The organism is Streptomyces sp. NPDC004610 (assembly GCF_040609715.1).
Taxonomy (GTDB): Bacteria; Actinomycetota; Actinomycetes; order Streptomycetales; family Streptomycetaceae; genus Streptomyces.
This window is the reverse complement of record NZ_JBEXLA010000009.1, coordinates 189,435-215,277: the sequence shown is the minus strand read 5'-3', so window position 1 is coordinate 215,277 and position 25,843 is coordinate 189,435. Positions and strand designations below refer to the sequence as shown.

Here is a 25,843-nt window from a genome sequence, read left to right as displayed (position 1 = left end):
AAGGCTCACCGTGGGTGTCCCGCACATACCGAACCGGCCCGGACGGCAACCGCAGGAGTGGTCGCGGCGGGGAGTGATAGCCCTGCTCGGCGCGGCGGGAGCCGCCGCACTCGCCGGGTGCACCGGCTCGGCGGACGCGAGCGAGACCGGCTCGGCGGAGTCGGGAGGCACCGCCGCCGAGTCCGCCGCGCAACGGCCCGAGATCACGGTCACCCCGGCCGACGGCACCACCGCCGCGACCTTCACCAGCCCCGTCGAGGTGACGGTAGGCGGCGGCGACGCCCAGCTGACCTCCGTACGCGTGGAGAGCAGTGACGGCGGCACCCTGGCCGGGTCGTTCGGCGCGGACCGTACGTCATGGGCATCGGACGGGAACCCGCTGTCCGGGACGGAGTACACCGTCACGGTGACGGCGGACGACGGGACGGAGTCCGTCGCCGCCTTCACCACCGCGCGGCCCGGCGAGACCTTCGTCGGCTACTTCACGCCCGAGGACGGTTCGACCTCCGGCGTCGGTATGCCGGTGTCGCTGAACTTCACCCATGCCGTCACCGACCGCGCGGCCGTCCAGCGGGCGATCACGGTGACCGCCGAGCCGCCCGTCGAGATCGTCGGCCACTGGTTCAGCGACACCCGGCTCGACTTCCGCCCCGAGACCTACTGGGCGTCCGGCACCACCATCACCCTCGGGCTGCGGCTGCGGGACGTGGCGGGCGCGGACGGGGTGTACGGCACGCAGTCCAAGGACGTCACCTTCCACATCGGGCGGGAGCAGATCAGCACGGTCGATCTGGCCGCCAGGGAGATGACGGTCCGTCGGGACGGCGAGACCTTCGCCACCTATCCGGTCACCGGCGGCGATCCCGACCATCTGACCTGGTCCGGGATCATGGTGATCAGCGAGCGGTTCAAGGAGACCCGGATGGAGTCCTCCACGGTCGGGCTCGGCGACGAGTACGACATCCCGGATGTGCCGCACGCCCAGCGGCTCACCACCTCCGGCACCTTCGTGCACGGCAACTACTGGGCCGCGTCCTCGGTGTTCGGCAGCGAGAACACCAGCCACGGCTGTGTCTCGCTGGACGACACCCGGGGCGCCGACGACTCCGCCGCCGACGGGTACCGGTTCTACGACAGCTCGATGCTCGGGGATGTGGTGATCGTGGAGAACTCCGGTGAGGTGACGGTCGATCCGGCCAATGGACTCAACGGCTGGAACCTGTCCTGGGCGGACTGGCGGGCGGGCAGCGCCCTGTAGCGGCGGCACCCGGCCACCCAGTCACCCAGTCCTCCTCCACTTTCTCAACCCCACCACCCCGGAAGGGAATTCACTGCTTCACCTCTTGACGACCGGAGTGACCGCGAGCACATTGACGGGACCTGAGAGCGCTCTCAGCCCGGTATCTCCCCGCACCCCCACTCCGTACCCGAGAGGGCCCCCACATGAGCGACTCCCCCCGCGTGCGCCGCGCCCTGCTCGCCGTGCTCGGCACCCTCGCGCTCACCGCGGTCGCCGCGACCGCCGCCGGGCCGTCGGCGAGCGCCTCCGCTCCCCCGCCGCCGTCCGGCTGGAGCCAGGTCTTCGTGGACGACTTCGACGGCCCGGCCGGGTCCGGTGTGAACACCGGCAACTGGCAGTACGCCACCGGCACCGGCTACCCCGGCGGGCCCGCGAACTGGGGCACCGGCGAGATCGAGCGGATGACGTCCAGCACCGAGAACGTGGCGCTGGACGGCGGCGGCAATCTGCGGATCACCCCGCGCCGGGACGCCTCCGGCGGCTGGACCTCGGGCCGGATCGAAACCCACCGGACCGACTTCCAGCCCCCGCCCGGCGGCACCCTGAGGGTCGAGTCCCGGATCCAGATGCCGAATGTCACGGGGGCCGCCGCGCGCGGCTACTGGCCGGCGTTCTGGATGCTGGGCTCCCCCTTCCGGGGCAACTACTGGAACTGGCCCGGCGTCGGCGAGATCGACATCCTGGAGAACGTCCAGGGCCTCAACACCGTCTGGGCCACCCTGCACTGCGGCACCTCGCCCGGCGGCCCCTGCAACGAGACCACCGGCCTCGGCGGCTCCGCCGCCTGCCCCGGCTCCACCTGCCAGTCCGGCTTCCACACCTACCGCGTGGAGTGGGACCGCTCGACGGCCGTGGAGGAGATCCGCTTCTCCGTCGACAACGTCAACTACCACACCGTGCGGGCCGATCAGGTGGACGCCACCACCTGGAACAACGCCACGAACCACGGCTTCTTCCTCATCCTGAACGTGGCGATGGGCGGCGGCTTCGTGGACGCCTTCGGCGGCGGCCCGGACGCGGCCACCGTGCCGGGGCATCCGATGGTCGTCGACTACGTCCAGGTGCTGTCCCGCTCCGGCGGCACCACCCCGCCGCCCACCGGCGACCGGGACGCCTACTCCGCCCTCCAGGCCGAGTCGTACGACGGTCAGTCCGGGACGCTGACCGAGGCGACCGGTGACACCGGCGGCGGGCAGAACCTCGGGGCGCTGTCCCACGGCGACTGGGCGCTGTACCGGGGGGTCCGCTTCGGGTCCACGCCCGCCCGGCAGTTCACGGCGCGGGTGGCGAGCGGGGCGGCGGCGGGCGTCAGCGGACTGGTGGAGGTGCGGCTCGGCAGCCGTACCGCCGCGCCGGTCGGGAGTTTCGCGGTGGGTGACACCGGGGGCTGGCAGTCCTGGCGGACCGTTCCCGCGAACATCTCCGCGGTGACCGGTACGCACGATGTGTATCTGACCTTCACCAGCGGTCAGCCGGCCGACTTCGTGAAGGTGAACTGGTTCCGGTTCGGCCACTGAGCCCGCCGGGCGGCAGGGACCCACCCCACCTTCCGGAATAAAAGTCTGACTTTTAAGGTCGAACACATCGGACCGAGCGGTCGTCACCGCTTCTGTCGATGTGTGAAGGGGACCGGCGTCAGATGAGCACGCAGAACAGGCAGACGCAGAGTCAGGGCGGCGCGTGGGTCAACCCGCTGCGCGATCCACGCGACCGGCGGCTGCCCAGGATCGCCGGTCCGTCCGGGCTGGTCATCTTCGGGGTGACCGGCGATCTGTCCCGCAAGAAGCTGATGCCGGCCGTGTACGACCTGGCCAACCGAGGGCTGCTGCCACCCGGGTTCTCGCTCATCGGGTTCGCGCGCCGGGACTGGGCGGACGAGGATTTCGCCCAGGTCGTCCACGACGCCGTCGCGGAGCACTCCCGCACCCCGTTCCGCGAGGAGGTCTGGCAGCAGCTCGCCGAGGGCATGCGGTTCATCCCCGGCGACTTCGACGACGACACCGCGTTCAAGGAGCTGCGCTCGGCGGTGGAGGAGCTGGACGCCTCCCGGGGGACCAGCGGCAACTACGCCTTCTATCTCTCCGTACCGCCGAAGTTCTTCCCCAAGGTGGTCCGGCAGCTGAAGAAGCACGGGCTGGCGGACGCCCCGGAGGGGGCGTGGCGGCGGGCGGTGATCGAGAAACCGTTCGGACACGATCTGGCGAGCGCCCGGGAACTGAACACGATCGTGCACGATGTGTTCGAGCCCGATCAGGTGTTCCGGATCGATCACTACCTCGGCAAGGAGACCGTCCAGAACATCCTGGCCCTGCGCTTCGCCAATCAGCTGTTCGAACCGATCTGGAACCGCAGCTTCGTGGACCATGTGCAGATCACCATGGCCGAGGACATCGGCATCGGCGGCCGGGCCGGCTACTACGACGGCATCGGCTCGGCCCGGGACGTGATCCAGAACCATCTGCTCCAGCTGCTGGCGCTCACCGCGATGGAGGAGCCCGCCGCGTTCGACGCGGAGTCGCTGCTCACGGAGAAGCTGAAGGTGCTGAAGGCGGTACGGCTGCCGGAGGACCTGGGGCGGCACACCGTACGCGCCCAGTACACGGCGGGCTGGCAGGGCGGTGCGCTGGTGCCCGGGTACCTGGAGGAGGACGGCACGGACCCCGGCTCGGCCACCGACACCTACGCGGCGCTGAAGCTGGCGGTCGACACCCGGCGCTGGGCGGGGGTGCCGTTCTATCTGCGCACCGGCAAGCGGCTGGGGCGCCGGGTGACGGAGATCGCGGTGGTGTTCCAGGGCGCCCCGCACTCCCCGTTCGACGCGACGGCCACCGAGGAGCTGGGCCGGAACGCGATCGTGATCCGGGTCCAGCCGGACGAGGGCGTCACGGTCCGGTTCGGTTCGAAGGTGCCGGGGACCTCGATGGAGATCCGGGACGTGACGATGGACTTCGCGTACGGCGAGTCGTTCACCGAGTCCAGCCCGGAGGCGTACGAGCGGCTGATCCTGGATGTGCTCCTCGGTGACGCCAATCTGTTCCCCCGTCACCAGGAGGTGGAAGAGTCCTGGAAGATCCTCGACCCGGTCGAGGAACACTGGGCGTCCCACGGCCGTCCGGCGCGCTACGCGTCGGGCACCTGGGGCCCCGCGGAAGCCGACGAGATGCTCGCACGAGACGGACGGAGCTGGCGCAGGCCATGAAGATCGACCTGACCGACACCACGGCAAGCAAGATCAACAAGGCGTTGGTGGAGGGCCGCCGCGCCATCGGGACACCGGCCGTGGGCATGGTCCTGACGATGGTGATCGTCACGGACGAGGAGAACGCCTACGACGCGATCCGGGCCGCCGAGGAGGCGTCCCACGAGCATCCCTCGCGCACCCTGGTGGTGATCAAGCGCCACGCCCGCACCCCGCGCGAGCGCACCCAGTCCCGGCTGGACGCCGAGATCCGGGTGGGCGCCGACGCCGGGACCGGGGACACGGTGGTGCTGCGCACCTACGGCGAGGTGTCCGACCACGCCGACAGCGTGGTGCTGCCGCTGCTGCTGCCGGACGCGCCGGTGGTGGTGTGGTGGCCGGTGGACGCGCCGGACAACCCCGCCAAGGACCCGCTGGGCGCGCTCGCGCAGCGCCGGATCACCGATCTGTACGCGGTGGAGAACCCGATGCGGGTGATGGAGACCCGCAAGCGGTCCTACGCGCCCGGCGACACCGACCTCGCCTGGACCCGGCTCACACCCTGGCGTTCGATGCTGGCCGCGGCGCTGGACCAGGGGCGGGTGGACATCGTGTCGGCGGCGGTGGAGGCCGAGGCGGAGAACCCGGCGGCCGAACTGCTGGCCCGCTGGCTGGAGGCCCGGCTCGGGGTGAGCGTGGACCGGGTGGTGACCGGCGGCCCGGTGGTCACGGCGGTACGGCTGGGCACCGCGGGCGGCGAGATCGTCATCGACCGGCCCGACGGCCCGCTCGCCACCCTCACCCTGCCGGGCCAGCCCCCGCGCACCCTCGCTCTGAAGGTACGGCCCACCTCCGAACTCATCGCCGAGGAACTGCGCCGCCTCGACGCCGACGAGATGTACGCCGTCGCCCTGCGCGGCGGGACCCGGACGGCACAGACCGGGGCGGGCGTCTGACGGACCCGGGCCGCACCACCGGACCCGACCCCACCCCACCCCACCGCACCACCGAACCGAACTGATGGAACGCACGGAACTGCGGGAACTCACGGAAAGCGAACTGACATGCAGCTGGGTCTGATCGGTCTGGGCAAGATGGGCGGCAACATGCGCGAGCGGATCCGCCGCGCGGGCCACACCGTCATCGGCTACGACCGCAATCCCGAGGTCACCGATGTCGGCAGCCTGGCCGCGCTGGTCGGGGCCCTGGAGGCACCGCGCACGGTGTGGGTGATGGTCCCGGCGGGGGCCGCCACCCAGTCCACCGTCGACGAGCTGGCCGGGCTGCTGGAGCCCGGGGACGTGGTGGTCGACGGCGGGAACTCCCGCTGGACGGACGACGAGAAGCACGCCGCCGAACTGGCCGCCCGGGGCATCGGCTTCGTGGACGCCGGGGTCTCCGGCGGGGTGTGGGGCCTGGAGAACGGCTACGCGCTGATGGTCGGCGGCGAGAAGGAGCATGTGGAGCGGCTCCAGCCGGTCTTCGAGGCGCTCAAGCCGGACGGCCCCTACGGCTATGTCCACGCGGGCAAGGTGGGCGCCGGGCACTTCTCCAAGATGGTCCACAACGGGATCGAGTACGCCATGATGCAGGCGTACGCGGAGGGCTGGGAGCTGCTGGAGAGCGCCGGTTCGGTGGACAACGTCCGGGAGGTGTTCCGCTCCTGGCAGGACGGTACGGTGATCCGCTCCTGGCTGCTGGACCTCGCGGTCAACGCCCTCGACGCCGATGAGCATCTGGACAAGCTGCGCGGCTACGCCGAGGACTCCGGGGAGGGCCGGTGGACCGTGGAGGCGGCGATCGACCACGCCGTACCGCTCCCGGCGATCACCGCGTCGCTGTTCGCCCGGTTCGCCTCCCGGCAGGACGACTCCCCGCAGATGAAGATGATCGCGGCGCTGCGCAACCAGTTCGGCGGCCACGCGGTGGAGTCCAAGGGGGGCGGGAAGCCGGAGAAGTAGCGGCACCGGGGCGGGGGTCCGGATCGCTCAACCCCGCCCCGCCCACGCCTGGTTGACAGGGCTCCGCCCTCGGGTCAGAGTCGGCCTGCGATGGAGATCAACGATCTGACGGCGGCCGAACAGCGGGTGTGGCGGGCCTTCCCCCGGGGCGCGACCGTGGACTTCCGGGCCGCGCCGGGCGAGAACGCCGAGGACGGCGCCGACTGGGGCCCGGAACGGACCCTGCGGGCCTCGGTGCTGAAGGCGCTGCTGGTGAGCGGGCCCCAGGAGGACGGCGAGGTTCCGGCGCTGCGGGTGGCCGGGGCCCGGATCACCGGCCCGCTGGATCTGACGCACGCCGTGCTGGACACCCCGATCCGGCTGAGCCGCTGTCACTTCACCGACCCGCCCGACCTCTACGGCGCCCAGCTGCGGCGGCTGAGCCTGCGCGGCTCCTCGCTGCCCGCGCTCGACCTCGGCAGTGTGCGGGTCGAGGGGCTGCTCCAGCTGTCGGACATCCGGATGCGCGGACGGATCCAGCTGGTCGGCGCCCAGCTCGGCGGCGCGCTCTTCCTGGCGCGGGCGTCCCTCACCTCGCAGGATCCCGCCAAGCCCGCCCTCCGGCTCAACCAGGCCACCATCGGCGAGGACCTGTGGGCGCCGGGACTGCGCGCGACCGGCGAGATACGGCTCAACGGGGCCACCGTCGGCGGCGGCATCGACCTCTCCGAGGCCCGCCTCGACCCGCCCTCCGGGCTCGCCCTGGACGCCCAGAAGATCACCGTCGACGGCGACCTGATCGTCAAGCGGGCCCGGGTGCGCGGCTGGATCGGGCTGCGCGGCGCCCGGATCACCGGCCGCCTGGATCTGTCGTCCATCGATCTCGCCCACCCCGGGGACACCGTGCTGCGGGCGGCCAGCGCGGTGATCGGGCAGCTCTGGCTGCGCGCCGGGCCGCCGGTCGACGGCCGGGTCAGCCTGCGGCACACCCAGGTCGACGTGCTGTTCCTGGAGCCGGACAAACTGCCGGGCACGGTCCATCTGGAGAGCCTGGTCTACACCTCCCTGATCCCCAACGAACCCGCCGCCCGCCGTCTGCCCCTGCTGGAGCGCGACGGCGACGGCTATGTCCCCTACGCCTATGAGCAGCTGACGGCCGCCTACCGCCGGATCGGCGACGAGGACGCGGCCCGGCGGGTGCAGCTCGCCAAGCAGCGCCGCCGCCGGACCACCCTGTCCTGGTACGGCCGGGCGTGGGGCGTGGTCCAGGACATCACCGTCGGGTACGGGTTCCGGCCGCTGCGGGCCGGTGGCTGGCTGCTCTCCCTGGTCGCGGTCGGCTCCCTGGTCTTCGGGCTGCACCCGCCGCGCCCGCTGAAGCCCGCCGAGGCGCCCGGCTTCGACCCCGTCTTCTACACCCTCGATCTGCTGCTGCCGGTGATCTCCTTCGGCCAGGAGTCCGCGTTCGCCCCCGACGGCTGGTACCAGAAACTGTCCTACGTCCTGGTGCTGGCGGGCTGGGTGCTGGCGTCCACGGTCGTCGCGGGCGTGGCCCGGATCGTCAACCGGCCATGATCCAGGGGGCTCAGCTCCGGGGCATGCCGTAGACCCGCTCGACCGGGATCCGCAGGACCAGGCGCCGGTCCCGGACCATCGCCGCGCGGTAGTCGTCCCAGTCGGGATGCTCCCCGGAGAGGCCCCGGTAGAGGCGGACCAGTTCGTCGACGGTGGCGTCGGCGGGGTCCGCGGCGACCGGGGTCAGCTCGGCGGTGCCCTCGGCGACGGCGTAGGCCCAGCGGTCGGCGCTGGTGACGTGGTAGGAGACCCGGGGGTCACGGCGGGCGTTGCGGGTCTTCGCCCGGTCGTCGGTGACCGAGATCCGGATGACCCGCTCCTCGGGGTCGTAGGCGTGCACCACATTGGACAGCTGGGGCCGGCCGTCGCGCTTGAGGGTGACCAGCACCCCGCCGCGCTCCTCGGCGAGCAGCCGGTGCAGCGCGTCGTCCGTCGTCTCGGTCGCGTCCTGTTCAGTCATGACCGGTCCAACGGGTCGGGGCGGAGGGCCATTCCCGGATCGGGCGGGGTTCACCGGGATGGCGGGCGGCCGGGAAGGGCGGAGCCAGTGGTGCACAACGCCGGTCACCCGTACGGCAGTAACCGGCGCCACACCCCGGATCCCGTCCTTCCACCCGCCCCCACATGCGGTTCTGCGCGACGATGAGGGCTGAGTTCGCGGAGGCGGGGGTATATCGACCCGCACTCCGTCGTAAGAAAGCTGAGGAGCGCGCGATGGCAGGACTGCGGCAAGAGGTCGACCCGGTCGAGGTGGGGCTGGACGCGAAGGCACTGGACCGGCTCGACCAGCATTTCGCGCATCTCGTGGACGAGAGGCGGCTGCCCGGGTTCCTGGTGTCCGTCGCCCGGGGCGGCCGGGTCGCCCATCTCACCGCGCACGGCGGCCGGGACCTCGCGGCCGGACTGCCGGTCGAGCCCGACACCCTGTGGCGGATCTACTCCATGACCAAGCCGGTCACCGCCGTCGCCGTGCTGATGCTGATGGAGGAGGGCCGGCTCTCCCTGGACGACCCGGTCGCCCGCCATCTGCCCGTCTTCGCCGACACCCGGGTGTACGCGGGCGGTTCGGGGGACACCCTGCGGACCCGCCCTCCTGAGCAACCGATTCTGCTCCGGCATCTCCTCACCCACACCGCGGGCCTGACCTTCGCCTTCTACCGCACCCACCCCGTCGACGCGCTCTATCTCGCCGCCGGTCTGGAGTCGTCCGTGCCGCCGGGCGCCGACCTTGAACAGACCGTCGCCGTCTACGCCGGGCTGCCCCTCCAGTTCGAGCCGGGCACCCAGTGGAACTACTCCGTCGCCAGCAATGTGCTCGGCCGGGTCATCGAGGTGGTGTCCGGGCAGCCCCTCGATGTCTTCCTCGCCGAGCGGCTGTTCCGCCCCCTCGGCATGGCCGACGCCGGTTTCGAGGTCGACCCCGGGCAAGCGCTCCGGCTCGCGGAGCTGTACGGCGACCGCGCCGACGGCGACGGCATCGAGCCGATCGCCGGGCTGCCCCTCAAGGGCCGCCCCCGGTTCCTCTCCGGCAGCGGCGGCATGGTCGCGGGCGCCCATGACATCCACCGGTTCATGGAACTGCTGCGCCGCCGCGGGGAACTGGACGGCGTACGGCTGCTGTCGCCCGCGACCGTCGCCCTGATGACCGCCAACCAGCTCCCCGGCGGCGCCGATCTGCGCGCCTTCGGCAGCCGCCCCGCCCATGACGAACCCGGCAACGAGGGCCTCGGCTTCGGTCTGGGCGTCTCGGTGGTGATCGACCCGGCCCGCACCAGGGCCCCCGCCGGGCCGGGGACGTACGGCTGGACCGGGGCGGCCACCACGACGTTCTTCGTCGACCCGGGCCGCGATCTGACCGTGCAGTTCTACACCCAGCTCCGGCCGCGCGCCTCCCACACGATCTTCCCGGACCTGAAGCGGCTGGTGCACGAGGCGGTGCTGGAGTAGGGCGGGGGGGGAGAGCGAGGGGAGTCGGGCAGGGGGCGTGGCGTGACCCCGTGGGCCCTCGCGTCCGGCGGTCATGACCAGTGGGCCGCCGCGTCCAGATGGGGCAGATGGTGGTCCAGCCGCTCCCGCTTGGTGCGCAGATAGGTGATGTTGCTCTCGCACGGCGGGATGAGCAGCGGGACCTGCTCGGTGACCTGGATGTCGTGCCGGACGAGGGCCTCGCGCTTGCGCGGGTTGTTGGAGAGCAGCCGTACCGAGCGGACGCCGAGATCGCGCAGGATCTCGGCGGCCACCCCGTAGTCGCGGGCGTCGACCGGCAGCCCGAGGGCGAGATTGGCCTCCACGGTGTCCAGGCCCTCCGCCTGGAGCGCCATCGCCCGCAGCTTGCCCAGCAGTCCTATGCCGCGGCCCTCATGGCCTCTGAGGTAGACGACGACCCCGCCGCCCGCGACCACGACCGCGCGCAGTGCCGAGGCGAGCTGATCGCCGCACTCGCAGTGCTGGGAGCCGAAGGCGTCACCGGTCAGGCACTCCGAGTGCAGCCGGGTCAGAACGTTCTCGGCGCCCGGTTCGCCGTGCACCAGGGCCACTTGCTCCTCGCCCCGGTCGTGGTCGAGATAGCCGACCGCCTGGAATTTCCCGTACACCGTGGGCAGCGGGGCATTCACCATGCGTTCCACGCCGGTCCGCTGCGGGGACTTCTTGCCGAGTACGCCGATGTTCTCTGTCATGATCTGGTTCCTAAGGATTCCTGGGATTCCTGGGCAGGGACTGAAGCGAGACAATGCGGGACGAAGGGCCGGGAAATGATGGGTGATTCGGCAATACGCTCGGCGAGCGGGACCGGGGTCGCGGCCGGGGCAGGGGCAGGGGCCGAGACCGCGAGTGGTCCGCTGCCGGTGGACACCACGGAGGAGGTACGGCGCCGTGGCGCCTGCGTGGCCACCCAGATCGCGGTGCTGCCGGTGGGGAGTTTCGAGCAGCACGGCCGCTTTCTGCCGCTGGCGACCGACACGCTGGTCGCCTGTGCCGTGGCCCGCGAACTCGCCGCCGCGTACCCGGTGCACCTCCTTCCTCCGGTGACGATCTCCTGCTCCCACGAGCACGCCGCCTGGCCAGGGACGGTGAGCATCTCCGCCGTGACCCTGCACGCGGTCGTCCGGGACATCGCCGACTCGCTGCGGCGCTCGGGGGTCGACGCCCTGGTGGTGGTGAACGGCCACGGGGGGAACTATGTCCTGGGCAACGTGGTCCAGGAAGCCTCCGCGCGCGGGGAACGGATGGCGCTTTTCCCGGCCGCCGAGGACTGGGAACGGGCGCTGGAGCGGGCCGGGGTGGAGACCTCGCTGCTCACCGATATGCACGCGGGGGAAATAGAGACCTCCATCCTTCTGCACGCTCATCCGGATATGGTCAGGCCCGGATATGAGAGCGCCGATTTCATCCGGGACGACCGGCGGCATCTGCTGACTCTCGGTATGTCCGGCTATACCGATTCGGGGGTCATCGGCCGTCCTTCCCTGGGGTCCGCGGAAAAGGGGAAGGAACTGCTGGCGAGCCTCACGGAATCCTTCGGGGCGTATGCGGCGCTGCTCGGGGATGAGGGGTAGGCGGCGGCCCGCCGTCGTGTGCGGATACGGATGCGGATTCGGGTGCGCAGTGCGGTCGCCGTGCGGGTCAGGAGGACGAGCGCGCCGGGCAGGCTCGCGGCGAAGCTGAGGACTCCGTACACCACCGCCGTCGTCAGGCCGCTGCCCGCGCCGAGGCCGGCGGCGGAGAAGGCCCAGGCGGTGACGCCCTCGCGCGGGCCCCAGCCTCCGACGTTCAGCGGGACGCTCATCGCGAGCAGGGCGAGCATCGCCAGTGGCAGCAGGGTGAGCACCGGGGCGGTGACCCCGGCGACGCGCGCCGCGACGACGAACAGTGCGAGGTGGCCCGCGAGGACGAGGAGCGAGGTGACGGCCACGCCGGGGCCGTTGCGGCGGGACAGCAGCGCCGCGCGCGCCTCGGTGAGCCAGGGGCGGGGGCGGTTGATGCCGAGGGCCACCAGGACGGCGGCGGTGCCCGCGGTGCCGATCAGGAGGAACAGGGCCAGCTGGCGGGTCTGCTGCTGGACGGGGGACGGGAGGGTGAGGAGTACGGCGGTTCCGGTGACGGCGAGGGCGAGTTGACCGGCGGTGCGCTCCAGGACGACGGAGCGGATGCCGCGGGCCAGGTCGCCGTGGGTGCGGCCGTGGCGGACGGCGCGGTCGACATCGCCGAGGACACCGCCGGGGAGGGCCGCGTTGAGGAACAGGGCGCGGTAGTAGTCGGCGACGGCCGGGGCGAGGGGGAGGTGGAGGGTGAGGGCGCGGGCGACCAGGTGCCAGCGGTAGGCGCTGAGGAGGGTGGTGAGGGCGCCTAGGGCCAGGGCGGTGGTGAGGGCGGGGGCGGTGATGCGGTGGACTCCGTCGGTGAAGGCGGAGGTGCCGAGGTTGAGGGCGAGGAGGGTGAGGATCGCCGTGCCGGCGGCTGTGCCGAGGTGTTTTTTGAGGGTGGGGGGGAGGGTGAGTTTGAGGGTGCGGGTGGGTGGGGGGTTTTTGCGCAGTTCCCCGCGCCCCTGGGGGGTGGGTGGGTGTGTGCGGGTGCGTTGTGGCTGGGTGCGCAGTTCCCCGCGCCCCTTTGGGGGCGTTGTCGTCGGGCCCGTCATGAGGTGCGGCCTGTCTTGCTGGGGAGGGCCAGGAGGTCGGTGTGGTGGATGGTGGCTCGGGGTGGGTGGGGCAGGCGGGTTTGGAGGTAGGTCGTTGCCTGGGGGTGGAGGTGGGGGGATTGTTCTGCCGCTGCCGCTACCCAGCCTCTTAGCCATTGGGTCGTCAGGGCCGCCTGGGTGGGGCCCAGGTGCCAGGGGCTCGGGCGGATGTGGACCGTGGCGCCCCGGCGGGAGAACGCCTCGCACGCCGCGGTGACCGCGTCCGGGCCGAGCAGGCCGGTGCGGCGCTGGTGGGCGTTGAACGCCTCGGTGAGTTCGCCGTCCAGGGGGTGCGCGGGGGCGAGGTCGACGCGGCCCGCGACGGAGAGGGTGAGCAGGGCCGGGCAGCCGGCGCCGGTGCAGGCGGCGGCGAGGGTGTCGATCTCGTCGGCGGTGAGGACGTCCAGCAGGGCCGAGGCGGTGACGAGGGACGCGCCGTCGAGGGCGTCCGGGGTCAGCCGGGACACATCCCCCCGGCGGGTCTCGACCGTCACCTCGCTGCCGTCGGCGGCCGAGCGGGGGGCACCGGCGGCGGCGAAGCGCAGGAGATACGGGTCGCGGTCGTGCAGGACCCAGTGCTGGGGGCCGTCGAGGCGGGGGGCGAGCCAGCGGCCCATGGAGCCGGTGCCGCAGCCCAGGTCGTGGACGACCAGCCCGCTCCCCGGGCCGAGCCGGGCGCGCAGGGGGTCGAGCAGGTCGGTGGAGCGGGCGGCGGCGTCGGCGGGCTCGCGCAGTTCCAGCCACTCGGGGGCGTAGCGCGGCGGTCCTTCGGGGCCCGCGCCCGGGAGGGTGGTGTCCGTGTCGGTCATGCCGCCCTCCTGGGTTCGCCGGGCAGCCGACTCAGTACGCCCGCCAGGGACTTGGCGGTGGAGGCCCAGCCGTCCAGGGCGGCCCGGCGGCCCCGGGCGGCGGCCTTGAGGCGGCGGCGGACGTCCGGCTCGCCGAACCAGCCGCGCAGTTCGGCGGCGAGCGCGGCCGGGTCCTCCGGCGGGACGAGGATGCCGGGGACCCCGCCGTCGGGGGCCCGCCCGACCGCCTCCGGGAGGCCGCCGACATCGGTCGCCAGCACCGGGACACCGCGCGCGAGCGCCTCCGTGACGGCCATGCCGTAGGTCTCGGCGTACGAGGTGAGGACCATCAGGTCGGCGGTGGCGTAGCTGGCGTCGAGGGCGGCGCCGGTGCGGGGGCCGGCGAGTTCGACGCGGTCGGTGAGGCCGTGCCGGGCGATGAGGGCGCGGAGCCGGTCGACGTAGGCCGGGTCCTGGGTGAGGGCGCCCACGCAGACGCAGGACCAGGGCAGTTCGGCGACCCGGGCGAGGGCCTCCACCAGCCGGTGCTGGCCCTTGCGGGGGGTCACGGCGGCCACGCACAGCAGGCGGGAGACGCCATCGGTGCCGGAGGCGAGGGGGGCGATGTCGGCGCCGGGGGTGGCGACATGGACCCGGTCGGGGGCGAGGCCGTGGTGGGCGACGAGGCGGCGGGCGGCCCAATCGCTGGTGGCGATCACCGCGGGGACCCCGCGCAGCAGGGCGCGTTCACGGGTGTCGAGTTCCCCGGCGGCCTCGGGGCCGAGGCCCGTCTCGTCGCCGAGCGGGAGATGGACCAGGACGGCGAGCCGGAGCCGGTCGGCCTCGGGGAGGACGGTCTCGGGGACCCCGCAGGCGACCAGGCCGTCCAGCAGGACGACCGCCCCGTCGGGCAGGGCGGCGAGGAGCCCGGCGAGTTCGGCGCGGGCGTCCCGGCCGGGGCGCGGCCAGGCACCGGCGACCAGGTGCCGCCGGACCCGCCAGCCGAAGCCGGGCAGGTCGAGGCAGATCCGGCGGTCGTAGGCGTTGCCGCCGCTCGGGGCGGCGGGGTCGTCGACGCCGGCCGGCATCACGAAGTGCACGGTGCGCAGGGACATGGGGATGATCCCGCCGTCGCGGGGAGCGGGCGGGGCGGCCGTGGCGGGGACGGATTCGGGGGCGGGGACGGAGGCGGGGACGGGGACGGGGGCGAGGACGGAGGCGGGGACGGAGTCGGAAGCGGGGACAGGGACGGGGAGGAGCGTCACGTCGGTCACAGGGCACGCTCGTAACTCGCCCAGGCGACATGCGACTCGTGCAGGGTGACGGAGAGGGCGGTGAGGCCGCGGGCGCCCTCGCCCAGGGCGCCCCGGTGGACGCGTTCGGCGAGCCGGTCGGCGATCACCTTCGCCAGGAACTCGGTGGAGGTGTTGACGCCCGCGAAGTCGGGTTCGTTGTCGAGGTTGCGGTAGTTCAACTCGCCGGTGACGGCGCCGAGTTCCCGGGCGGCGAGGCCCATGTCGACGACGATGTTGTCGTCGTCCAGCTGCTCCCGCCGGAAGGTGGCGTCCACCAGGAAGGTCGCTCCGTGCAGACGCTGCGCCGGGCCGAACACCTCACCGTGGAAGCTGTGGGCGATCATGATGTGATCACGGACGGTGACACTGAACAACGGGCGACCCTCCTGGTACCGGACACGGGATCCATCCGGGTGACGGGACCCGGACACCCGGTAATACGGCTGTCCGGCACCGACCGTTCACCGCCGGACGGGTCAGGTCACCGGAGGGTGGCGGACCCGGTGGCACAGGGCCGGGGTCCGGCCGGAGGCCAGCAGCGGCATGACCACGGGGAGTTCCGCGAACGCGCACTCTCCGGTGATCAGCGCGTCCAGCGCCGGATCGGTGAGCAGATCGAGGGCGAGGGCGAGCCGGTCGGCGTAGCTGCGGCTGGCGCGGCGGGCCGGGGAGACGGTGCCGACCTGGCTGCTGCGGACGACCAGCCGACGGGAATGGAAGGCTTCGCCGAGCGGCAGACTCACCCGGCGGTCGCCGTACCAGCTCAGTTCGAGGACGGTGCCCTCGGGGGCGAGGAGTTCGAGCGCGCGGGTCAGTCCCTGCTCGGTGGCGCTGGCGTGGACGACGAGATCGCGGTCGCCGAGGGCGTCCTCGGAGGCGGCGAACTCCACGCCGAGGGCGGCGGCGGTGGCCGCGCGCGCCGGGTCGGCGTCGACGAGCTGCACGTGGACGCCGGGGAAGCGGGCCAGCAGGGCGGCCACCGAGCAGCCGACCATGCCGCCGCCGACCACCGTGATCCGGTCGCCGATCAGCGGCGCCGCGTCCCACAGCGCGTTCACCGCGGTCTCCACGGTCCCGGCGAGCACGGCCCGCGCGGCGGGCACCGACTCCGGTACGGGGGTGACGGCGGCGGCGGGGACGACGTAGCGCGTCTGGTGCGGGTAGAGGCAGAAGACGGTCCGGCCGACCAGGGTGTCCGGGCCCTCCTCGACCGTGCCGACGCTGAGGTAGCCGTACTTGACCGGGGCCGGGAAGTCGCCCTCCTGGAAGGGGGCGCGCATGGTGGTGCGCTGGTTGGCGGGGACGCCGCCGCGGAAGACGAGGGTCTCGGTGCCGCGGCTGATCCCGGAGTAGCGGGCGCGGACCACGACCTCGCCGGGGCCCGGCTCCGGGAGGGTGACCTGGCGGATCTCGCCCTCACCCGGCCGGGCGAGCCAGAACGCGTGCGCGGAGCGGTTCATCCGGATCCCCCTGAACCATCGGGAAGCTGTTCACGTACCTGGTGTGCACAGGCCGCGCACAGTACGCGGCGACGAACGACTCTGTCACACGGCCGGAGGATGCGCGGTGGCCCTGAACAACGCCCTTGGAGCCAGGACCTGTCCCAGGACCCGGCCGGTTTTCCAGGAACCCGCGGTCGGCGCGGGGGCGCAGCTGCTGTTGCTGGCGCTGCTCGGCACGGCGATCGGGCTGGGTCCGGTGGGCTGGCTGAGCGGGCTGGTCTTCGCGGTCGCCCTGTGGGCGGTGCTGTCGGTGGCGCTGCGCCGCTCGCGGCTGAGCCGGTTCGGTCCGGCCAACCGGGTCACCCTGGGCCGTGCCACCCTGGTCGGCGGGGTGACGGCGCTGGTCGCGGACTCGTTCCGGTCGGCGCCGCCGGTCACCCTGCTCGTCGGTCTGACGGCGGTCGCGCTGATCCTGGACGGGGTCGACGGCAAGGTGGCCCGCCGCACCGGCACCTCCTCGGCGCTGGGCGCCCGCTTCGACATGGAGGTGGACGCGTTCCTGATCCTGGTGCTGAGCGTGTATGTCGCGATGTCACTGGGTCCATGGGTGCTCCTGATCGGCGGGATGCGGTACGTGTTCGTCGCCGCCGCCCGGCTGTGGCCGTGGCTGACCGCGCCGCTGCCGCCGAGCACGGCCCGCAAGACGGTGGCCGCGCTGCAAGGGGTGCTGCTGCTGGTCGCGGGCGCGGGGGTGCTGCCGCACGCGGCGAACGCGGTGGTCGTGGGCCTGGCCCTGGCGCTGCTGGTGTGGTCGTTCGGACGGGATGTGCGCTGGCTCTGGCGGACGTCCCGGCGGACCCGGCGCGTGACGCCGGTGGCGGTGCGGGTCGCGGTGGAGGAGGGACGGGTGCTGCGGGAGGAGGGACGGGTGATGCGGGAGGAGGGACGGGTGATGCGGGAGGAGGGACGGGTGATGCGGGAGGAAGGTCGGGTGGTACTGGAGCCGGTGGCGGGCTGATGGCCTCACGGACTGACGGGCTGATGGGCTCACGGGCTGACAGGCTGACAGGCTTACGGGCTTACGGGCTTACGGGCTGATGGCCTCACGGACTGACGGGCTGACGGACTAGCCGGCTGACGGACTAGCGGGCTGACGAGCTGTCAGTTCCGCTCCGCGGGCCGCCCCCCGCGCGGCAGCACCAGCACCGCCCCCAGCGGCACCGCCGCCAGTGCCAGCCACGGCACCGCCACCGGCAGTCCCGCGTCCAGGAGCAGCCCGGTGACCGCGCTCCCGGCCAGCACGATCAGCCCGGACACCGAGGACAGCGCCCCGGTGTAGAGCCCCAGCCGCCCGTCCTCGGCGAGGTCGGGGACGCACCCCCGGGCGGCGGGCACGACCAGCATCTGGCCGAGGGTCAGCAGCACCACGAACCCGGCGCCGGGCAGCAGCCCCGCCACCCCGGTCCACCCGGCGGGCCGCGCGAGGGCGACCACCGCGAACCCGGCCGCGATCAGCGCCAGCCCCGCCGCCATCGCCGCGCGCGGCGCGAGCCGCTCCCCCGCCCACCGGGTCACCGGCAGCTGCGCGGCCACCACCAGCAGCGAGAACAGCGCGAACAGCCAGGCCAGCGGCTGCTGGGAACCGGCGGCCCGCTCCACCTCGGCGGGCAGCGCCAGATACAGCTGGTTGTAGGCGAGCAGACAGGCCCCGTAGGCACAGCACAGGGCGAGGAAGCGCCGGTTGCGCAGCAGCGTGCCCGTACCGCCGCGCGGGCGGACCGGTTCCCGGCCGGGGACGCGCTGCGGCAGCAGCCACAGATGTCCCGCCAGCACCAGCACGAACACCCCCGCCCCGGCGAGACAGACCGTGCGGAAGCCGACCCCGAGCAGCAGCGCGCCCAGCAGCGGCCCGATGAACGCGCCCGCCTGCCCGGCGACCGTGAACAGCGCGAGCACCCGGGTGCGGGGGCCGTGCCCGGCCGTCTCCCATCGCACCGCCTGCCGGGTCACCTCGGACTCGACGGCCGGGGAGAACAGCGCGGCGGCGAACCCGGTCAGCAGTACCGCGCCGATCACCGCCCAGGTCCGTTCGGCGAACCCCAGCCAGGCGAGCGCGCCGCCGACCACGAACAGTCCCTGCTGGCTGAAGGTGCGCAGCCCGAGGACCAGCCCCACCAGCCAGCCCGCCATCCCGACCGCCCCGCCGAGATGCGCGGCGAGGAACGGCAGCACGGCGAAGAAGCCGAGGTTGAAGGCGAGCTGGGTGAGGATCAGCAGCCGCAGGAGGGGAGACAGGGGTGCGGGCCGGGCTCTCCCGCTCATCGTGTCCGGCGCCGGGGCCGTCGTACGCCGCCCGCCGTGCTCACCGCGAGGGCGCCGAGCAGGGCGAGGACGGCGGCGGGGGCGAGGACGGCCCAGGGGGCGCGCTCGGCGTAGGGCTGGTTCTCGGCGAGGAGCAGGCCCCATTCGGGGTTCGGCGGCTGGGCGCCGAGGCCGAGGAAGGCGAGGGAGGCGAGGGTGAGGGCGATACCGGGGAGGCGGAGCAGGGCGTGGCGGGTGACCGGCGGGACGATCGCGGGGAGCAGTTCGTGCCGGAGCAGGTACCAGGGTCCGGCGCCGAGGGCGCGGGTGGCGGTGAGATGCAGGGCGGCGCGCTCCTGGGCGAGCAGGGCGGCGGTGTGGGTGGCCAGCGGCGCCCAGGCGACGGCGGCCACGGCGAGGGCGGGGGTGCCGGGGCCGCGCCCGGCGAGCGCGGTGACGAGGAGGGCGCCGAGGACGGGCGGTACGGCGTTGACGGTGTCGGCGACCGGGCCGGACAGCCGGGGCAGCAGCCCGAGGACGACCCCGGCGACCAGGCTGGCGGCGGTGAGGGCGAGGGCGAGCAGCAGGGTGTCGAGGGCGCCGTGGGCGACCCGGGCGAGCAGATCGCGGCCGAGGGCGTCGGTGCCGAACGGGTGGGACCAGGAGGGGGGCCGCAGCCGCTGTCCGGTGTCGAGGGCGAGGGGGTCGCGGGGCAGCCCGGCGGCGATGACGGTGAGCAGCGTGGCGGCGAGCACCCAGGGCAGGACGGTCCGGGGCTCGGGCGGGCGGCGGTGCAGGGTGGGCAGGGCGCCGTCGGCCAGGGCGGGCCCGGTCAGCAGGCGGGCCAGCAGGTGGGCGGCGCCGGTGGCGCAGGCGGCGAGCAGGACCAGGGCGAGGGTGCCTGCCTGGAGCACCGGGAGGTCCTGGGCCAGCGCCGCCTGGAGGGTCGTCCGGCCGAGACCGGGGATGTCGAAGATCTGCTCCACGGCGACCGCGCCGCCGGTGAGGCCGACGACGAACAGTCCGGCGTTGGGCAGCAGCGCGGGCAGGGTGCGGCGGACCGCCTGGCGGGCGATGCGCCGCGCCGGTATGCCCCGGGCGGCGGCGGCCTGCGCCCAGGGTTCGGCGAAGGCGCCGGGCAGCAGATCGTCCAGCAGCCGGCCGAGGACCGCCCCGGCGGACAGTCCGAGGGCGAGGCCGGGCAGCAGGGTGTACTGGGGGCCGTACCAGCCGAGGGCGGGGAGCCAGCCGAGCTGGACGCCGACGACGGTGGCCAGCACGGACGCGGTGAGGAACTCGGGCAGCGCGGCGAGCACCGCCGATCCGCTGCCGCCGCGCCCGCCCCGGCCGCCGGTGCGCAGGGTGCGGGCGCAGACCAGGGCGGCGGTGAGCGCGGCGACGGCGAGGGCGACGGCGGTCAGCAGCAGGGAGACGCCGAGCGCCTGGAGGACGGCCGGGGCGACCTCGGTGCCGGAGATCCAGGAGCGTCCGGCGTCGCCGCGCGGCAGGCCGGTGAGCCAGTCGCCGAGCAGCCGCAGCGGGCCCCGGTCCAGTCCCAGTTCCGCCCGGACGGCGGCGAGCGCCTCCGGGGTGGGGTCGCGGTCGGCGGCGCGCGCCCGGAGCACCGTGCGGGCGGGGTCGGTGCGGGCGAGCCAGGGCAGCAGGCCGACCAGGGCGAGCAGCAGCGCGGCGAGCAGGGCACGCCAGAGCAGCGGGCCGGCCGTAGGTCGCATGGGTGGGCCCGTCAGCGCCGGGTGGCGGGGGTGACGAGGGTGCGCTCGTAGGGGTCGAGGCGGACCTCGCGCACGCTCTCGCCGACGCCGGTGATGATCCGCTGGTGGACGAGGGGGATCACGGCGTCGGTGGCCATGAGGCGGGCCTCGGCGGTCATGGTGGCGTCCCGGCGCCGCTCGGTGTCGGCGATGCCCTCGGCCTCGGCGATGGCCTGATCCACGCCCCGGTCGCAGAGGTGGGCGAGGTTGTAGCCGCCGTCGCAGGAGTAGTCGGAGGCGAGGATGGCGACCGGGTCGCCGGTGTCGACCAGGCTGTTGCGGGCGAGGACGAACGCGTCGAACTTCCCGGCGAGGGCGTCGCTCTCGATGCGTGAGTACTCGCGCACATCGAGGGTGACCCGGAACCCGGCCTCCTCCAGCTGCTGCTTGAGGACCTGGGCGGCCTCGGGCAGCTCGGGCCGGTTGTCGTAGGTGGCCAGGGTGATGGCAGTGCCGTCCGGGTCCTTGGCGTCGGCCCGTCCGGTCGGCTGCTGCCGCCGCTCCCCCGCCCAGCTGACGGCGGGCCCGTAGACCCCGGCGCCGGGGTCGGCGTGGCCCTCGTAGACACCGTCGGTGAGGGCGGCGGTGTCGACGGCGGCGCGGGCGGCGGCCCGCAGGCCCGGGTCGCGGAAGGCGCCGGTGGTGCTGTTGAGGAGCAGGTTGGTGGTGCGGGTGGTGGCGGTCTCGCGGACCGTCCCCTCGTCCAGGGTGGCGGCCTGGGCGACCGGGATCGCCTCGGCGATGTCGACCTGCCCGGTGCGCAGGGCGGCGGCGCGGGCGGTGCCGTCGGCGATGAAGCGGACGTCGATCCCGGCGGCGCGGGCGGGGTCGCCCCAGTGGTCGTCGTTGCGGCGCAGGGTGGCGGAGGTGGCGCCGGACACCTCGGTCAGCTCGAAGGGTCCGGTGGCGGTGCCGACGGGATCGACCGGGTCGCCGGTGTCGCCGGAGTACGCCTTCGCCGACAGGATCCCGAGGTTGGGGCTGGCCAGCCGCAGCGGGAGGACGGGGTCGGGGGCGCCGGTGGTGATCCGTACCGCGCGGTCGCCCCGGGCGGTGGCGGTGAGGGTGACGCCGGTCAGGGCGGCGGGCCGCGGCTCGGCCCGGGCGGCGTGGCCGAGGGCGGCGGCGACGGCGGCCGGGGTGACCTCGCCGCCGTCCTGGAAGACGGCCTCACGCAGGGTGAACTCCCAGGTGCGGTCGTTCTCCCGGGTCCAGCCGGTGGCCAGCGCGGGGACGGCGGTGCCGTCGGCGTCCAGCGCGGTCAGTCCCTCGGTGACACCGAGGCGGCTGAGGATGGTGGCGTCGGCGCCGTACGGGGAGAGCTGCTCGGCGGGCGGGAAGGCGAGGGCGATCCGCAGCCGGGAGCCGTCGGCGCGGTCGCCGGTGGTGTCCTCACCGGGGCCTGCGGAGAAGCAGCCGGCCAGCAGGGGGGTGATCAGCAGCGGGGCGAGCAGCCGGGGGCGGAACGGAGGAACGGAGGAGAAAGGGGAACGCATGGTGGTGGCTACCGGCCGATCGGTATCTCGAAGTGGATGATGCCCTGTCCGCCGCCGGGATCGTCCCGTTCGTCGTGCACGGCCCGGCCGAGCGAGCGCCAGAACGCCTCGGCGCCGGGTACGGCCGGGTCGGTGTGCAGATACACCGCCCGGTAGCCGTGTCCGGCCGCGAACTCCAGCAGGGCGGTGACCAGCCGACGGGCGATCCCGCGCCGCCGGTGCCCGGGGCGGACGTAGATCCGGCGCAGTTGCGCGGTCGGGCCGGACGGGTAGCGCGCGGCGAGGTGTGCCGGGTTGGGCGGGTGCAGGGGGCCGCGCGAGTCCAGCGCCCCGGTGCCGATCACCTCGCCGTCGGCGTCCAGCGCGACGAGGAGGGTGTGGCGGTCGGGGGCGAGGTAGGCGGCGGCCGGGTCGATGATGTCGGCGTGCCAGCGGGGCACGTATCCGGAGCCGAAGTCGCGGTAGACGGTGTCGAGCATGACCGCCCGCGCCCCGTCCACGTCCTGCGGCCTTGCCGTCCTGATGATGAACTCACACACCTGCACATCGTACGCAACAGGGTAAATGGGCTGATCAGGGGGCTGGCATCAAGGGCCGGTATCAAGCGACGGCCATCAGGGGCCGGCATCAGGGGAGGGAGCCGAGCCGGGCGGTGGGGCGCCCGGCCTGCTCTGCGCGCGTCGGTCGACCGGCCATCAGGGGTCTCGCCCCCGGCGGGGAACCGATGGGGAATCGATGGGGAACCGGCGAGGGACCGGTGCGGCCCGGAGGGTCTACGCCGCCTCGGCCGCCCGGCCCCGGTGGGCGCGGATGAGGTCGGCGTAGCGGTGGCCGGAACCCTTGATCGTGCGGCGCTGGGTGGCGTAGTCGACATGGACCAGGCCGAAGCGCTTGTCGTAGCCGTAGGCCCACTCGAAGTTGTCGAGCAGCGACCAGGCGAAGTAGCCGGCCAGCGGGGCGCCCTTGCGGGCGGCGGAGGCGCAGGCGGCGAGATGCTGGACCAGGTACTCCTGGCGCTCGGGGTCGTCGATGGTGCCGTCGGGGCGGATCACGTCCGGGTAGGCCGAGCCGTTCTCGGTGACGTACAGCCTGCGGGCGCCGTACTCCTCGGTGAGGCGGAGCAGCAGTGTCTCGATGCCGCCCGCGTCGACCTCCCAGTCCATGCCGGTGCGCGGGACGCCGCCGCGGCGGACGGTGTCGACCTGGGGGGCGGGGGCGGCGGGGTCGTCGGCGACGGTCTGCGGGAAGTAGTAGTTCAGGCCCAGCCAGTCCAGCGGCTGGGCGATGGTCTCCAGGTCGCCGGGGCGTTCGGGCAGGTCGACGCCGTAGACCTCGCGCATGTCGGCCGGGAAGCCGCGGCCGTGCACCGGGTCGAGCCACCAGCGGTTGGTGTGGCCGTCCATACGGCGGGCGGCGGCGAGGTCCTCGGCGCGGTCGGAGGCGGGCAGGACGGTGGAGAGGTTGTTGACGATGCCGACCTGGGCGCCGGGCACGGCCGCGCGGATGGCCTGGGCGGCGAGGCCGTGGCCGAGGAGAAGGTGGAAGGAGGCGCGGACGGCGGCGGTGAGATCGGTCCAGCCGGGGGCCATCTTGCCCTCCAGATGGCCGATCCAGGCGGAGCAGAGAGGCTCGTTGAGGGTGGTCCAGTGGGTGACCCGGTCCCCGAGCCGCTCGGCGACGGCGGAGGCGTACGCGGCGAAGTGCTCGGCGGTGGCGCGCTCGGGCCAGCCGCCGCGGTCCTGGAGCACCTGCGGCAGATCCCAGTGGTAGAGGGTGACGGAGGGGGTGATCCCGGCGGCGAGCAGCCCGTCGATCAGCTCGTCGTAGAAGGCGAGGCCCTTGGCGCCCACCGGGCCGTCGCCGCCGGGCACCACCCGGGGCCAGGCGAGGGACAGCCGGTAGGCGTTGGTGCCGAGCCGTCGCATCAGGTCGATGTCCTCGCGCCAGCGGTGGTAGTGGTCGGCGGCGACATCACCGTGGTCGTCGTTGTCGATCTTCCCCGGGGTGTGCGAGAAGGTGTCCCAGATCGACGGCGACCTGCCGTCCTCCGCCACGGCCCCCTCGATCTGGTACGCCGATGTGGCCGTGCCCCACAGGAAGTCGTGCGGGAGGGCGGCGAGGTCGATGCGGTCGAAACGTTCGGACACGGAAGTCCCTTCGGGAGTGTCGGTCACTTGACGGCCCCCGCCGTCAGACCGGTGACGAGATAGCGCTGGAGAAGCAGGAATCCGGCGACCACGGGCACGCTCACGACCAGCGACGCGGCCATGATCTGATTCCAGTAGACGTCGTTGAGGGTGGAGTAGCCCTGGAGGCCGACGGCCAGGGTGCGGGTGGTGTCGTTGGTCATGACCGAGGCGAACAGCACTTCGCCCCAGGCGGTCATGAAGGCGTAGACGGCGACCGCGACGATGCCGGGCACGGCGGCCGGGACGACGACCCGGAACAGCGCGCCGAGCGGCCCGCAGCCGTCCACGAGGGCCGCCTCGTCCAGATCGCGGGGCACCGAGTCGAAGTACCCGATGAGCATCCAGATCGAGAACGGCAGCGAGAAGGTGAGATACGTCAGGATCAGCCCGCCGCGCGAGCCGAACAGGGCGATCCCGGTGGCGTTGCCGATATTGACGTAGATCAGGAAGAGCGGGAGGAGGAAGAGGATGCCGGGGAACATCTGGGTGGACAGCACGGTGACCGTGAAGATCCGCTTGCCGCGGAAGCGGTAGCGGCTGACGGCGTAGGCGGCGAACACCGCGATGACGACCGAGCAGACGGTCGCCGCGCCCGCCACGATGAGGGAGTTCAGGAAGTACCGGGCGAGCGGCACGGTCGACCAGATGTCGATGTACGGGCGGACGGTCAGCCCGCTGGGCAGCCAGCGGAACTGTCCGGTGACATCGGCGAGCGGCTTGAGCGAGCTGGAGACCATCACATAGACGGGCAGCAGCACGAAGCCGGTGAGCAGGGTGAGGAAGATCCGCCGGGACCAGAGGAAGGAGCGGGGCGGGGCCATCGGGGAGCGGGGCGGGGCCGCCCTCGGGGAGCGGCTCCGGGTCGCCAGGGCGTTGCCGGGTGTGTCAGACATCGGCGGTGTTCCTCCGTCCACGCGAGGTGAGCCACAGATGGACGCCGGTCACCAGCAGCAGGAAGAGCAGCAGCAGTACGGACATGGCGGAGCCGGTGCCGAAGTTCCAGGTGACGAAGGACGCCTGGTAGATGTGGACGGAGATGAGGTCGGCGGCCTCCGGCGCGGACTTGCCGAACATCACATAGGGCGTGTTGAAATCGTTGAACGTCCACAGGAACAGCACCAGCACCAGCACCTGGTTGACCGGGCGCAGCGAGGGCAGGGTGATCCGGCGGATCTGCTGCCACAGCCCGGCGCCGTCGAGGGCTGCGGCCTCGTACAGATCGCGCGGGATGTTCTGGAGCCCGGCCATCACGATCAGGAACGCGAACGGCCAGCCCTTCCACACCGAGACGGTCAGCAGGGCGTAGAAGCTGTTGTCGCCGATCAGCCAGAAGGACGGCTCGTCGGTGATGCCGAGCTGGTCGTGCAGGACATGGTTCACCAGCCCGTTGTCGTGCTGGAACATGAACACCCAGGTGATGACGGCCGCGTAGACGGGCAGCGCGTAGGGCACCAGGAACAGGGCGCGCAGCAGGCCCCGGCCGCGGAAGGTGTCCTGCATGAAGACGGCGGCGGCGGTGCCGATCAGCCAGCACAGGCCGACCGACAGCACGGTGAAGAGGCAGGTGGTGAGGAAGGAGCGGAGCAGGGCCTCGCCGACGGGGGCGTCGAAGTCCACCGACATCGCGTAGTTGTCGAGGGCGGTCCAGGGGGCCGTGCCCCAGTCGCGGATGTAGAACTGGGTGAGTTCCTTGAAGCTCATCACGATGCCGATGACCATCGGCACCAGATGGACCAGCAGTTCCAGCAGCAGCGCGGGCAGCAGCAGGAGATACGGCAGACAGACGCGCCTGAGCCGCCCGGAGCGGCGCGGGCGGGGCGCCGTTCCGGGCGGGGACTCGCGCACCGCGCTCTCCCCTGCCTGGGCCGAGGCAGTGGTGGTGGTCACGTGGT

At 73.1% G+C, this 25,843-nt stretch carries 22 protein-coding genes and 1 pseudogene; 9 read left to right on the top strand and 14 right to left on the bottom strand.

What is annotated here, in order from left to right:
- The first annotated feature begins 10 nt into the window (after window positions 1-10).
- The 6 genes from ABZX40_RS12705 (at window position 11) to ABZX40_RS12680 (ending at window position 7,993) form a co-directional block, all read left to right on the top strand.
- On the top strand, window positions 11-1,258 hold the full coding sequence (locus ABZX40_RS12705; protein WP_355732202.1) for an Ig-like domain-containing protein: 1,248 nt from the start codon (window positions 11-13) through the stop codon (window positions 1,256-1,258).
- Between the two features lie 185 nt (window positions 1,259-1,443).
- Window positions 1,444-2,817, top strand: a complete 1,374-nt coding sequence (locus tag ABZX40_RS12700; protein ID WP_355732204.1) for a glycoside hydrolase family 16 protein — start codon at window positions 1,444-1,446, stop codon at window positions 2,815-2,817.
- 122 nt (window positions 2,818-2,939) lie between these two features.
- A complete protein-coding gene (gene zwf, locus ABZX40_RS12695) occupies window positions 2,940-4,499 on the top strand; it encodes a glucose-6-phosphate dehydrogenase (RefSeq protein WP_355732205.1) in 1,560 nt (519 codons plus the stop codon).
- The gene (gene opcA / locus ABZX40_RS12690; protein ID WP_355732207.1) at window positions 4,496-5,434 is read left to right on the top strand and encodes a glucose-6-phosphate dehydrogenase assembly protein OpcA; all 939 of its coding nucleotides are present in this window, start codon (window positions 4,496-4,498) and stop codon (window positions 5,432-5,434) included. The genes zwf and opcA overlap by 4 nt, the downstream gene beginning before the upstream one ends.
- Before the next feature lie 108 nt (window positions 5,435-5,542).
- A complete protein-coding gene (gene gnd, locus ABZX40_RS12685) occupies window positions 5,543-6,439 on the top strand; it encodes a phosphogluconate dehydrogenase (NAD(+)-dependent, decarboxylating) (protein ID WP_355732209.1) in 897 nt (298 codons plus the stop codon).
- A 90-nt stretch (window positions 6,440-6,529) separates the two neighbouring features.
- Complete coding sequence (locus ABZX40_RS12680; protein ID WP_355732211.1) at window positions 6,530-7,993, top strand: membrane-associated oxidoreductase; 1,464 nt, start codon at window positions 6,530-6,532, stop codon at window positions 7,991-7,993.
- A gap of 10 nt (window positions 7,994-8,003) precedes the next feature.
- On the opposite strand, the gene ABZX40_RS12675 is transcribed toward ABZX40_RS12680, so the two are convergent.
- Window positions 8,004-8,453 (bottom strand): PPOX class F420-dependent oxidoreductase, encoded by a 450-nt coding sequence (locus tag ABZX40_RS12675; RefSeq protein WP_355732213.1) that lies wholly within the window; start codon window positions 8,451-8,453, stop codon window positions 8,004-8,006.
- Between the two features lie 254 nt (window positions 8,454-8,707).
- Here ABZX40_RS12675 and ABZX40_RS12670 point away from each other — a divergent pair, with 254 nt between their 5' ends.
- A complete protein-coding gene (locus ABZX40_RS12670; protein WP_355732214.1) occupies window positions 8,708-9,940 on the top strand; it encodes a serine hydrolase domain-containing protein in 1,233 nt (410 codons plus the stop codon).
- A 71-nt stretch (window positions 9,941-10,011) separates the two neighbouring features.
- On the opposite strand, the gene ribA is transcribed toward ABZX40_RS12670, so the two are convergent.
- Window positions 10,012-10,671 carry a GTP cyclohydrolase II gene (gene ribA, locus ABZX40_RS12665; protein ID WP_355732215.1) on the bottom strand — a complete coding sequence of 220 codons (660 nt, stop codon included), beginning with the start codon at window positions 10,669-10,671 and terminating at the stop codon, window positions 10,012-10,014.
- A gap of 162 nt (window positions 10,672-10,833) precedes the next feature.
- On the opposite strand from ribA, the gene ABZX40_RS12660 reads away from it, so the two are divergent.
- Complete coding sequence (locus tag ABZX40_RS12660) at window positions 10,834-11,550, top strand: creatininase family protein (protein ID WP_355732686.1); 717 nt, start codon at window positions 10,834-10,836, stop codon at window positions 11,548-11,550.
- Window positions 11,551-11,699: 149 nt separating this feature from the next.
- On the opposite strand, the pseudogene ABZX40_RS12655 reads toward ABZX40_RS12660, so the two are convergent.
- From ABZX40_RS12655 to ABZX40_RS12635, 5 genes and pseudogenes are all read right to left on the bottom strand, one after another.
- A pseudogene (locus ABZX40_RS12655) lies at window positions 11,700-12,629 on the bottom strand (lysylphosphatidylglycerol synthase transmembrane domain-containing protein); the annotation flags it as partial.
- Entirely contained in the window at window positions 12,626-13,477 is an 852-nt protein-coding gene (locus ABZX40_RS12650; RefSeq protein WP_355732217.1) for a class I SAM-dependent methyltransferase, read from the bottom strand. The pseudogene ABZX40_RS12655 and the gene ABZX40_RS12650, both read right to left, overlap by 4 nt.
- Window positions 13,474-14,580, bottom strand: coding sequence for a glycosyltransferase family 4 protein (locus ABZX40_RS12645; protein ID WP_355732689.1), 1,107 nt, complete (start codon window positions 14,578-14,580; stop codon window positions 13,474-13,476). The genes ABZX40_RS12650 and ABZX40_RS12645 overlap by 4 nt, the downstream gene beginning before the upstream one ends.
- A 146-nt stretch (window positions 14,581-14,726) precedes the next feature.
- The gene (locus ABZX40_RS12640; RefSeq protein WP_355732219.1) at window positions 14,727-15,125 is read right to left on the bottom strand and encodes a 6-carboxytetrahydropterin synthase; all 399 of its coding nucleotides are present in this window, start codon (window positions 15,123-15,125) and stop codon (window positions 14,727-14,729) included.
- Window positions 15,126-15,227: 102 nt separating this feature from the next.
- Window positions 15,228-16,211 carry a zinc-binding alcohol dehydrogenase gene (locus tag ABZX40_RS12635; protein WP_355732221.1) on the bottom strand — a complete coding sequence of 328 codons (984 nt, stop codon included), beginning with the start codon at window positions 16,209-16,211 and terminating at the stop codon, window positions 15,228-15,230.
- 106 nt (window positions 16,212-16,317) lie between these two features.
- Between ABZX40_RS12635 and ABZX40_RS12630 the strand changes: the two genes are divergently transcribed.
- The gene (locus ABZX40_RS12630) at window positions 16,318-17,211 is read left to right on the top strand and encodes a CDP-alcohol phosphatidyltransferase family protein (RefSeq protein ID WP_355732223.1); all 894 of its coding nucleotides are present in this window, start codon (window positions 16,318-16,320) and stop codon (window positions 17,209-17,211) included.
- A 143-nt stretch (window positions 17,212-17,354) separates the two neighbouring features.
- Here ABZX40_RS12630 and ABZX40_RS12625 read toward each other — a convergent pair whose 3' ends face one another.
- The 7 genes from ABZX40_RS12625 to ABZX40_RS12595 form a co-directional block, all read right to left on the bottom strand.
- Window positions 17,355-18,515 (bottom strand): MFS transporter, encoded by a 1,161-nt coding sequence (locus ABZX40_RS12625; RefSeq protein ID WP_355732225.1) that lies wholly within the window; start codon window positions 18,513-18,515, stop codon window positions 17,355-17,357.
- Window positions 18,512-20,227 carry an ABC transporter permease subunit gene (locus ABZX40_RS12620; RefSeq protein WP_355732227.1) on the bottom strand — a complete coding sequence of 572 codons (1,716 nt, stop codon included), beginning with the start codon at window positions 20,225-20,227 and terminating at the stop codon, window positions 18,512-18,514. The genes ABZX40_RS12625 and ABZX40_RS12620 overlap by 4 nt, the downstream gene beginning before the upstream one ends.
- Window positions 20,228-20,238: 11 nt before the next feature.
- Window positions 20,239-21,762 carry an ABC transporter substrate-binding protein gene (locus ABZX40_RS12615; RefSeq protein WP_355732229.1) on the bottom strand — a complete coding sequence of 508 codons (1,524 nt, stop codon included), beginning with the start codon at window positions 21,760-21,762 and terminating at the stop codon, window positions 20,239-20,241.
- Between the two features lie 8 nt (window positions 21,763-21,770).
- Window positions 21,771-22,301, bottom strand: a complete 531-nt coding sequence (locus ABZX40_RS12610) for a GNAT family N-acetyltransferase (protein WP_355732231.1) — start codon at window positions 22,299-22,301, stop codon at window positions 21,771-21,773.
- 234 nt (window positions 22,302-22,535) lie between these two features.
- Window positions 22,536-23,909 carry a GH1 family beta-glucosidase gene (locus ABZX40_RS12605; RefSeq protein ID WP_355732233.1) on the bottom strand — a complete coding sequence of 458 codons (1,374 nt, stop codon included), beginning with the start codon at window positions 23,907-23,909 and terminating at the stop codon, window positions 22,536-22,538.
- A gap of 23 nt (window positions 23,910-23,932) precedes the next feature.
- A complete protein-coding gene (locus ABZX40_RS12600) occupies window positions 23,933-24,772 on the bottom strand; it encodes a carbohydrate ABC transporter permease (protein WP_355732692.1) in 840 nt (279 codons plus the stop codon).
- Between the two features lie 64 nt (window positions 24,773-24,836).
- The gene (locus ABZX40_RS12595) at window positions 24,837-25,838 is read right to left on the bottom strand and encodes a sugar ABC transporter permease (RefSeq protein ID WP_355732235.1); all 1,002 of its coding nucleotides are present in this window, start codon (window positions 25,836-25,838) and stop codon (window positions 24,837-24,839) included.
- Window positions 25,839-25,843: the final 5 nt, after the last annotated feature.

Excerpts from the sequence above, each read along its gene's own strand:
- ABZX40_RS12700 (WP_355732204.1), top strand. The coding sequence starts at position 1,444 with ATGAGCGACTCCCCCCGCGTGCGCCGCGCCCTGCTCGCCGTGCTCGGC.
- zwf (WP_355732205.1), top strand. The coding sequence starts at position 2,940 with ATGAGCACGCAGAACAGGCAGACGCAGAGTCAGGGCGGCGCGTGGGTC.
- opcA (WP_355732207.1), top strand. The coding sequence starts at position 4,496 with ATGAAGATCGACCTGACCGACACCACGGCAAGCAAGATCAACAAGGCG.
- gnd (WP_355732209.1), top strand. The coding sequence starts at position 5,543 with ATGCAGCTGGGTCTGATCGGTCTGGGCAAGATGGGCGGCAACATGCGC.
- ABZX40_RS12680 (WP_355732211.1), top strand. The coding sequence starts at position 6,530 with ATGGAGATCAACGATCTGACGGCGGCCGAACAGCGGGTGTGGCGGGCC.
- ABZX40_RS12675 (WP_355732213.1), bottom strand. The coding sequence starts at position 8,453 with ATGACTGAACAGGACGCGACCGAGACGACGGACGACGCGCTGCACCGG.
- ABZX40_RS12670 (WP_355732214.1), top strand. The coding sequence starts at position 8,708 with ATGGCAGGACTGCGGCAAGAGGTCGACCCGGTCGAGGTGGGGCTGGAC.
- ribA (WP_355732215.1), bottom strand. The coding sequence starts at position 10,671 with ATGACAGAGAACATCGGCGTACTCGGCAAGAAGTCCCCGCAGCGGACC.
- ABZX40_RS12650 (WP_355732217.1), bottom strand. The coding sequence starts at position 13,477 with ATGACCGACACGGACACCACCCTCCCGGGCGCGGGCCCCGAAGGACCG.
- ABZX40_RS12635 (WP_355732221.1), bottom strand. The coding sequence starts at position 16,211 with ATGAACCGCTCCGCGCACGCGTTCTGGCTCGCCCGGCCGGGTGAGGGC.
- ABZX40_RS12625 (WP_355732225.1), bottom strand. The coding sequence starts at position 18,515 with ATGAGCGGGAGAGCCCGGCCCGCACCCCTGTCTCCCCTCCTGCGGCTG.
- ABZX40_RS12620 (WP_355732227.1), bottom strand. The coding sequence starts at position 20,227 with ATGCGACCTACGGCCGGCCCGCTGCTCTGGCGTGCCCTGCTCGCCGCG.
- ABZX40_RS12615 (WP_355732229.1), bottom strand. The coding sequence starts at position 21,762 with ATGCGTTCCCCTTTCTCCTCCGTTCCTCCGTTCCGCCCCCGGCTGCTC.
- ABZX40_RS12600 (WP_355732692.1), bottom strand. The coding sequence starts at position 24,772 with ATGGCCCCGCCCCGCTCCTTCCTCTGGTCCCGGCGGATCTTCCTCACC.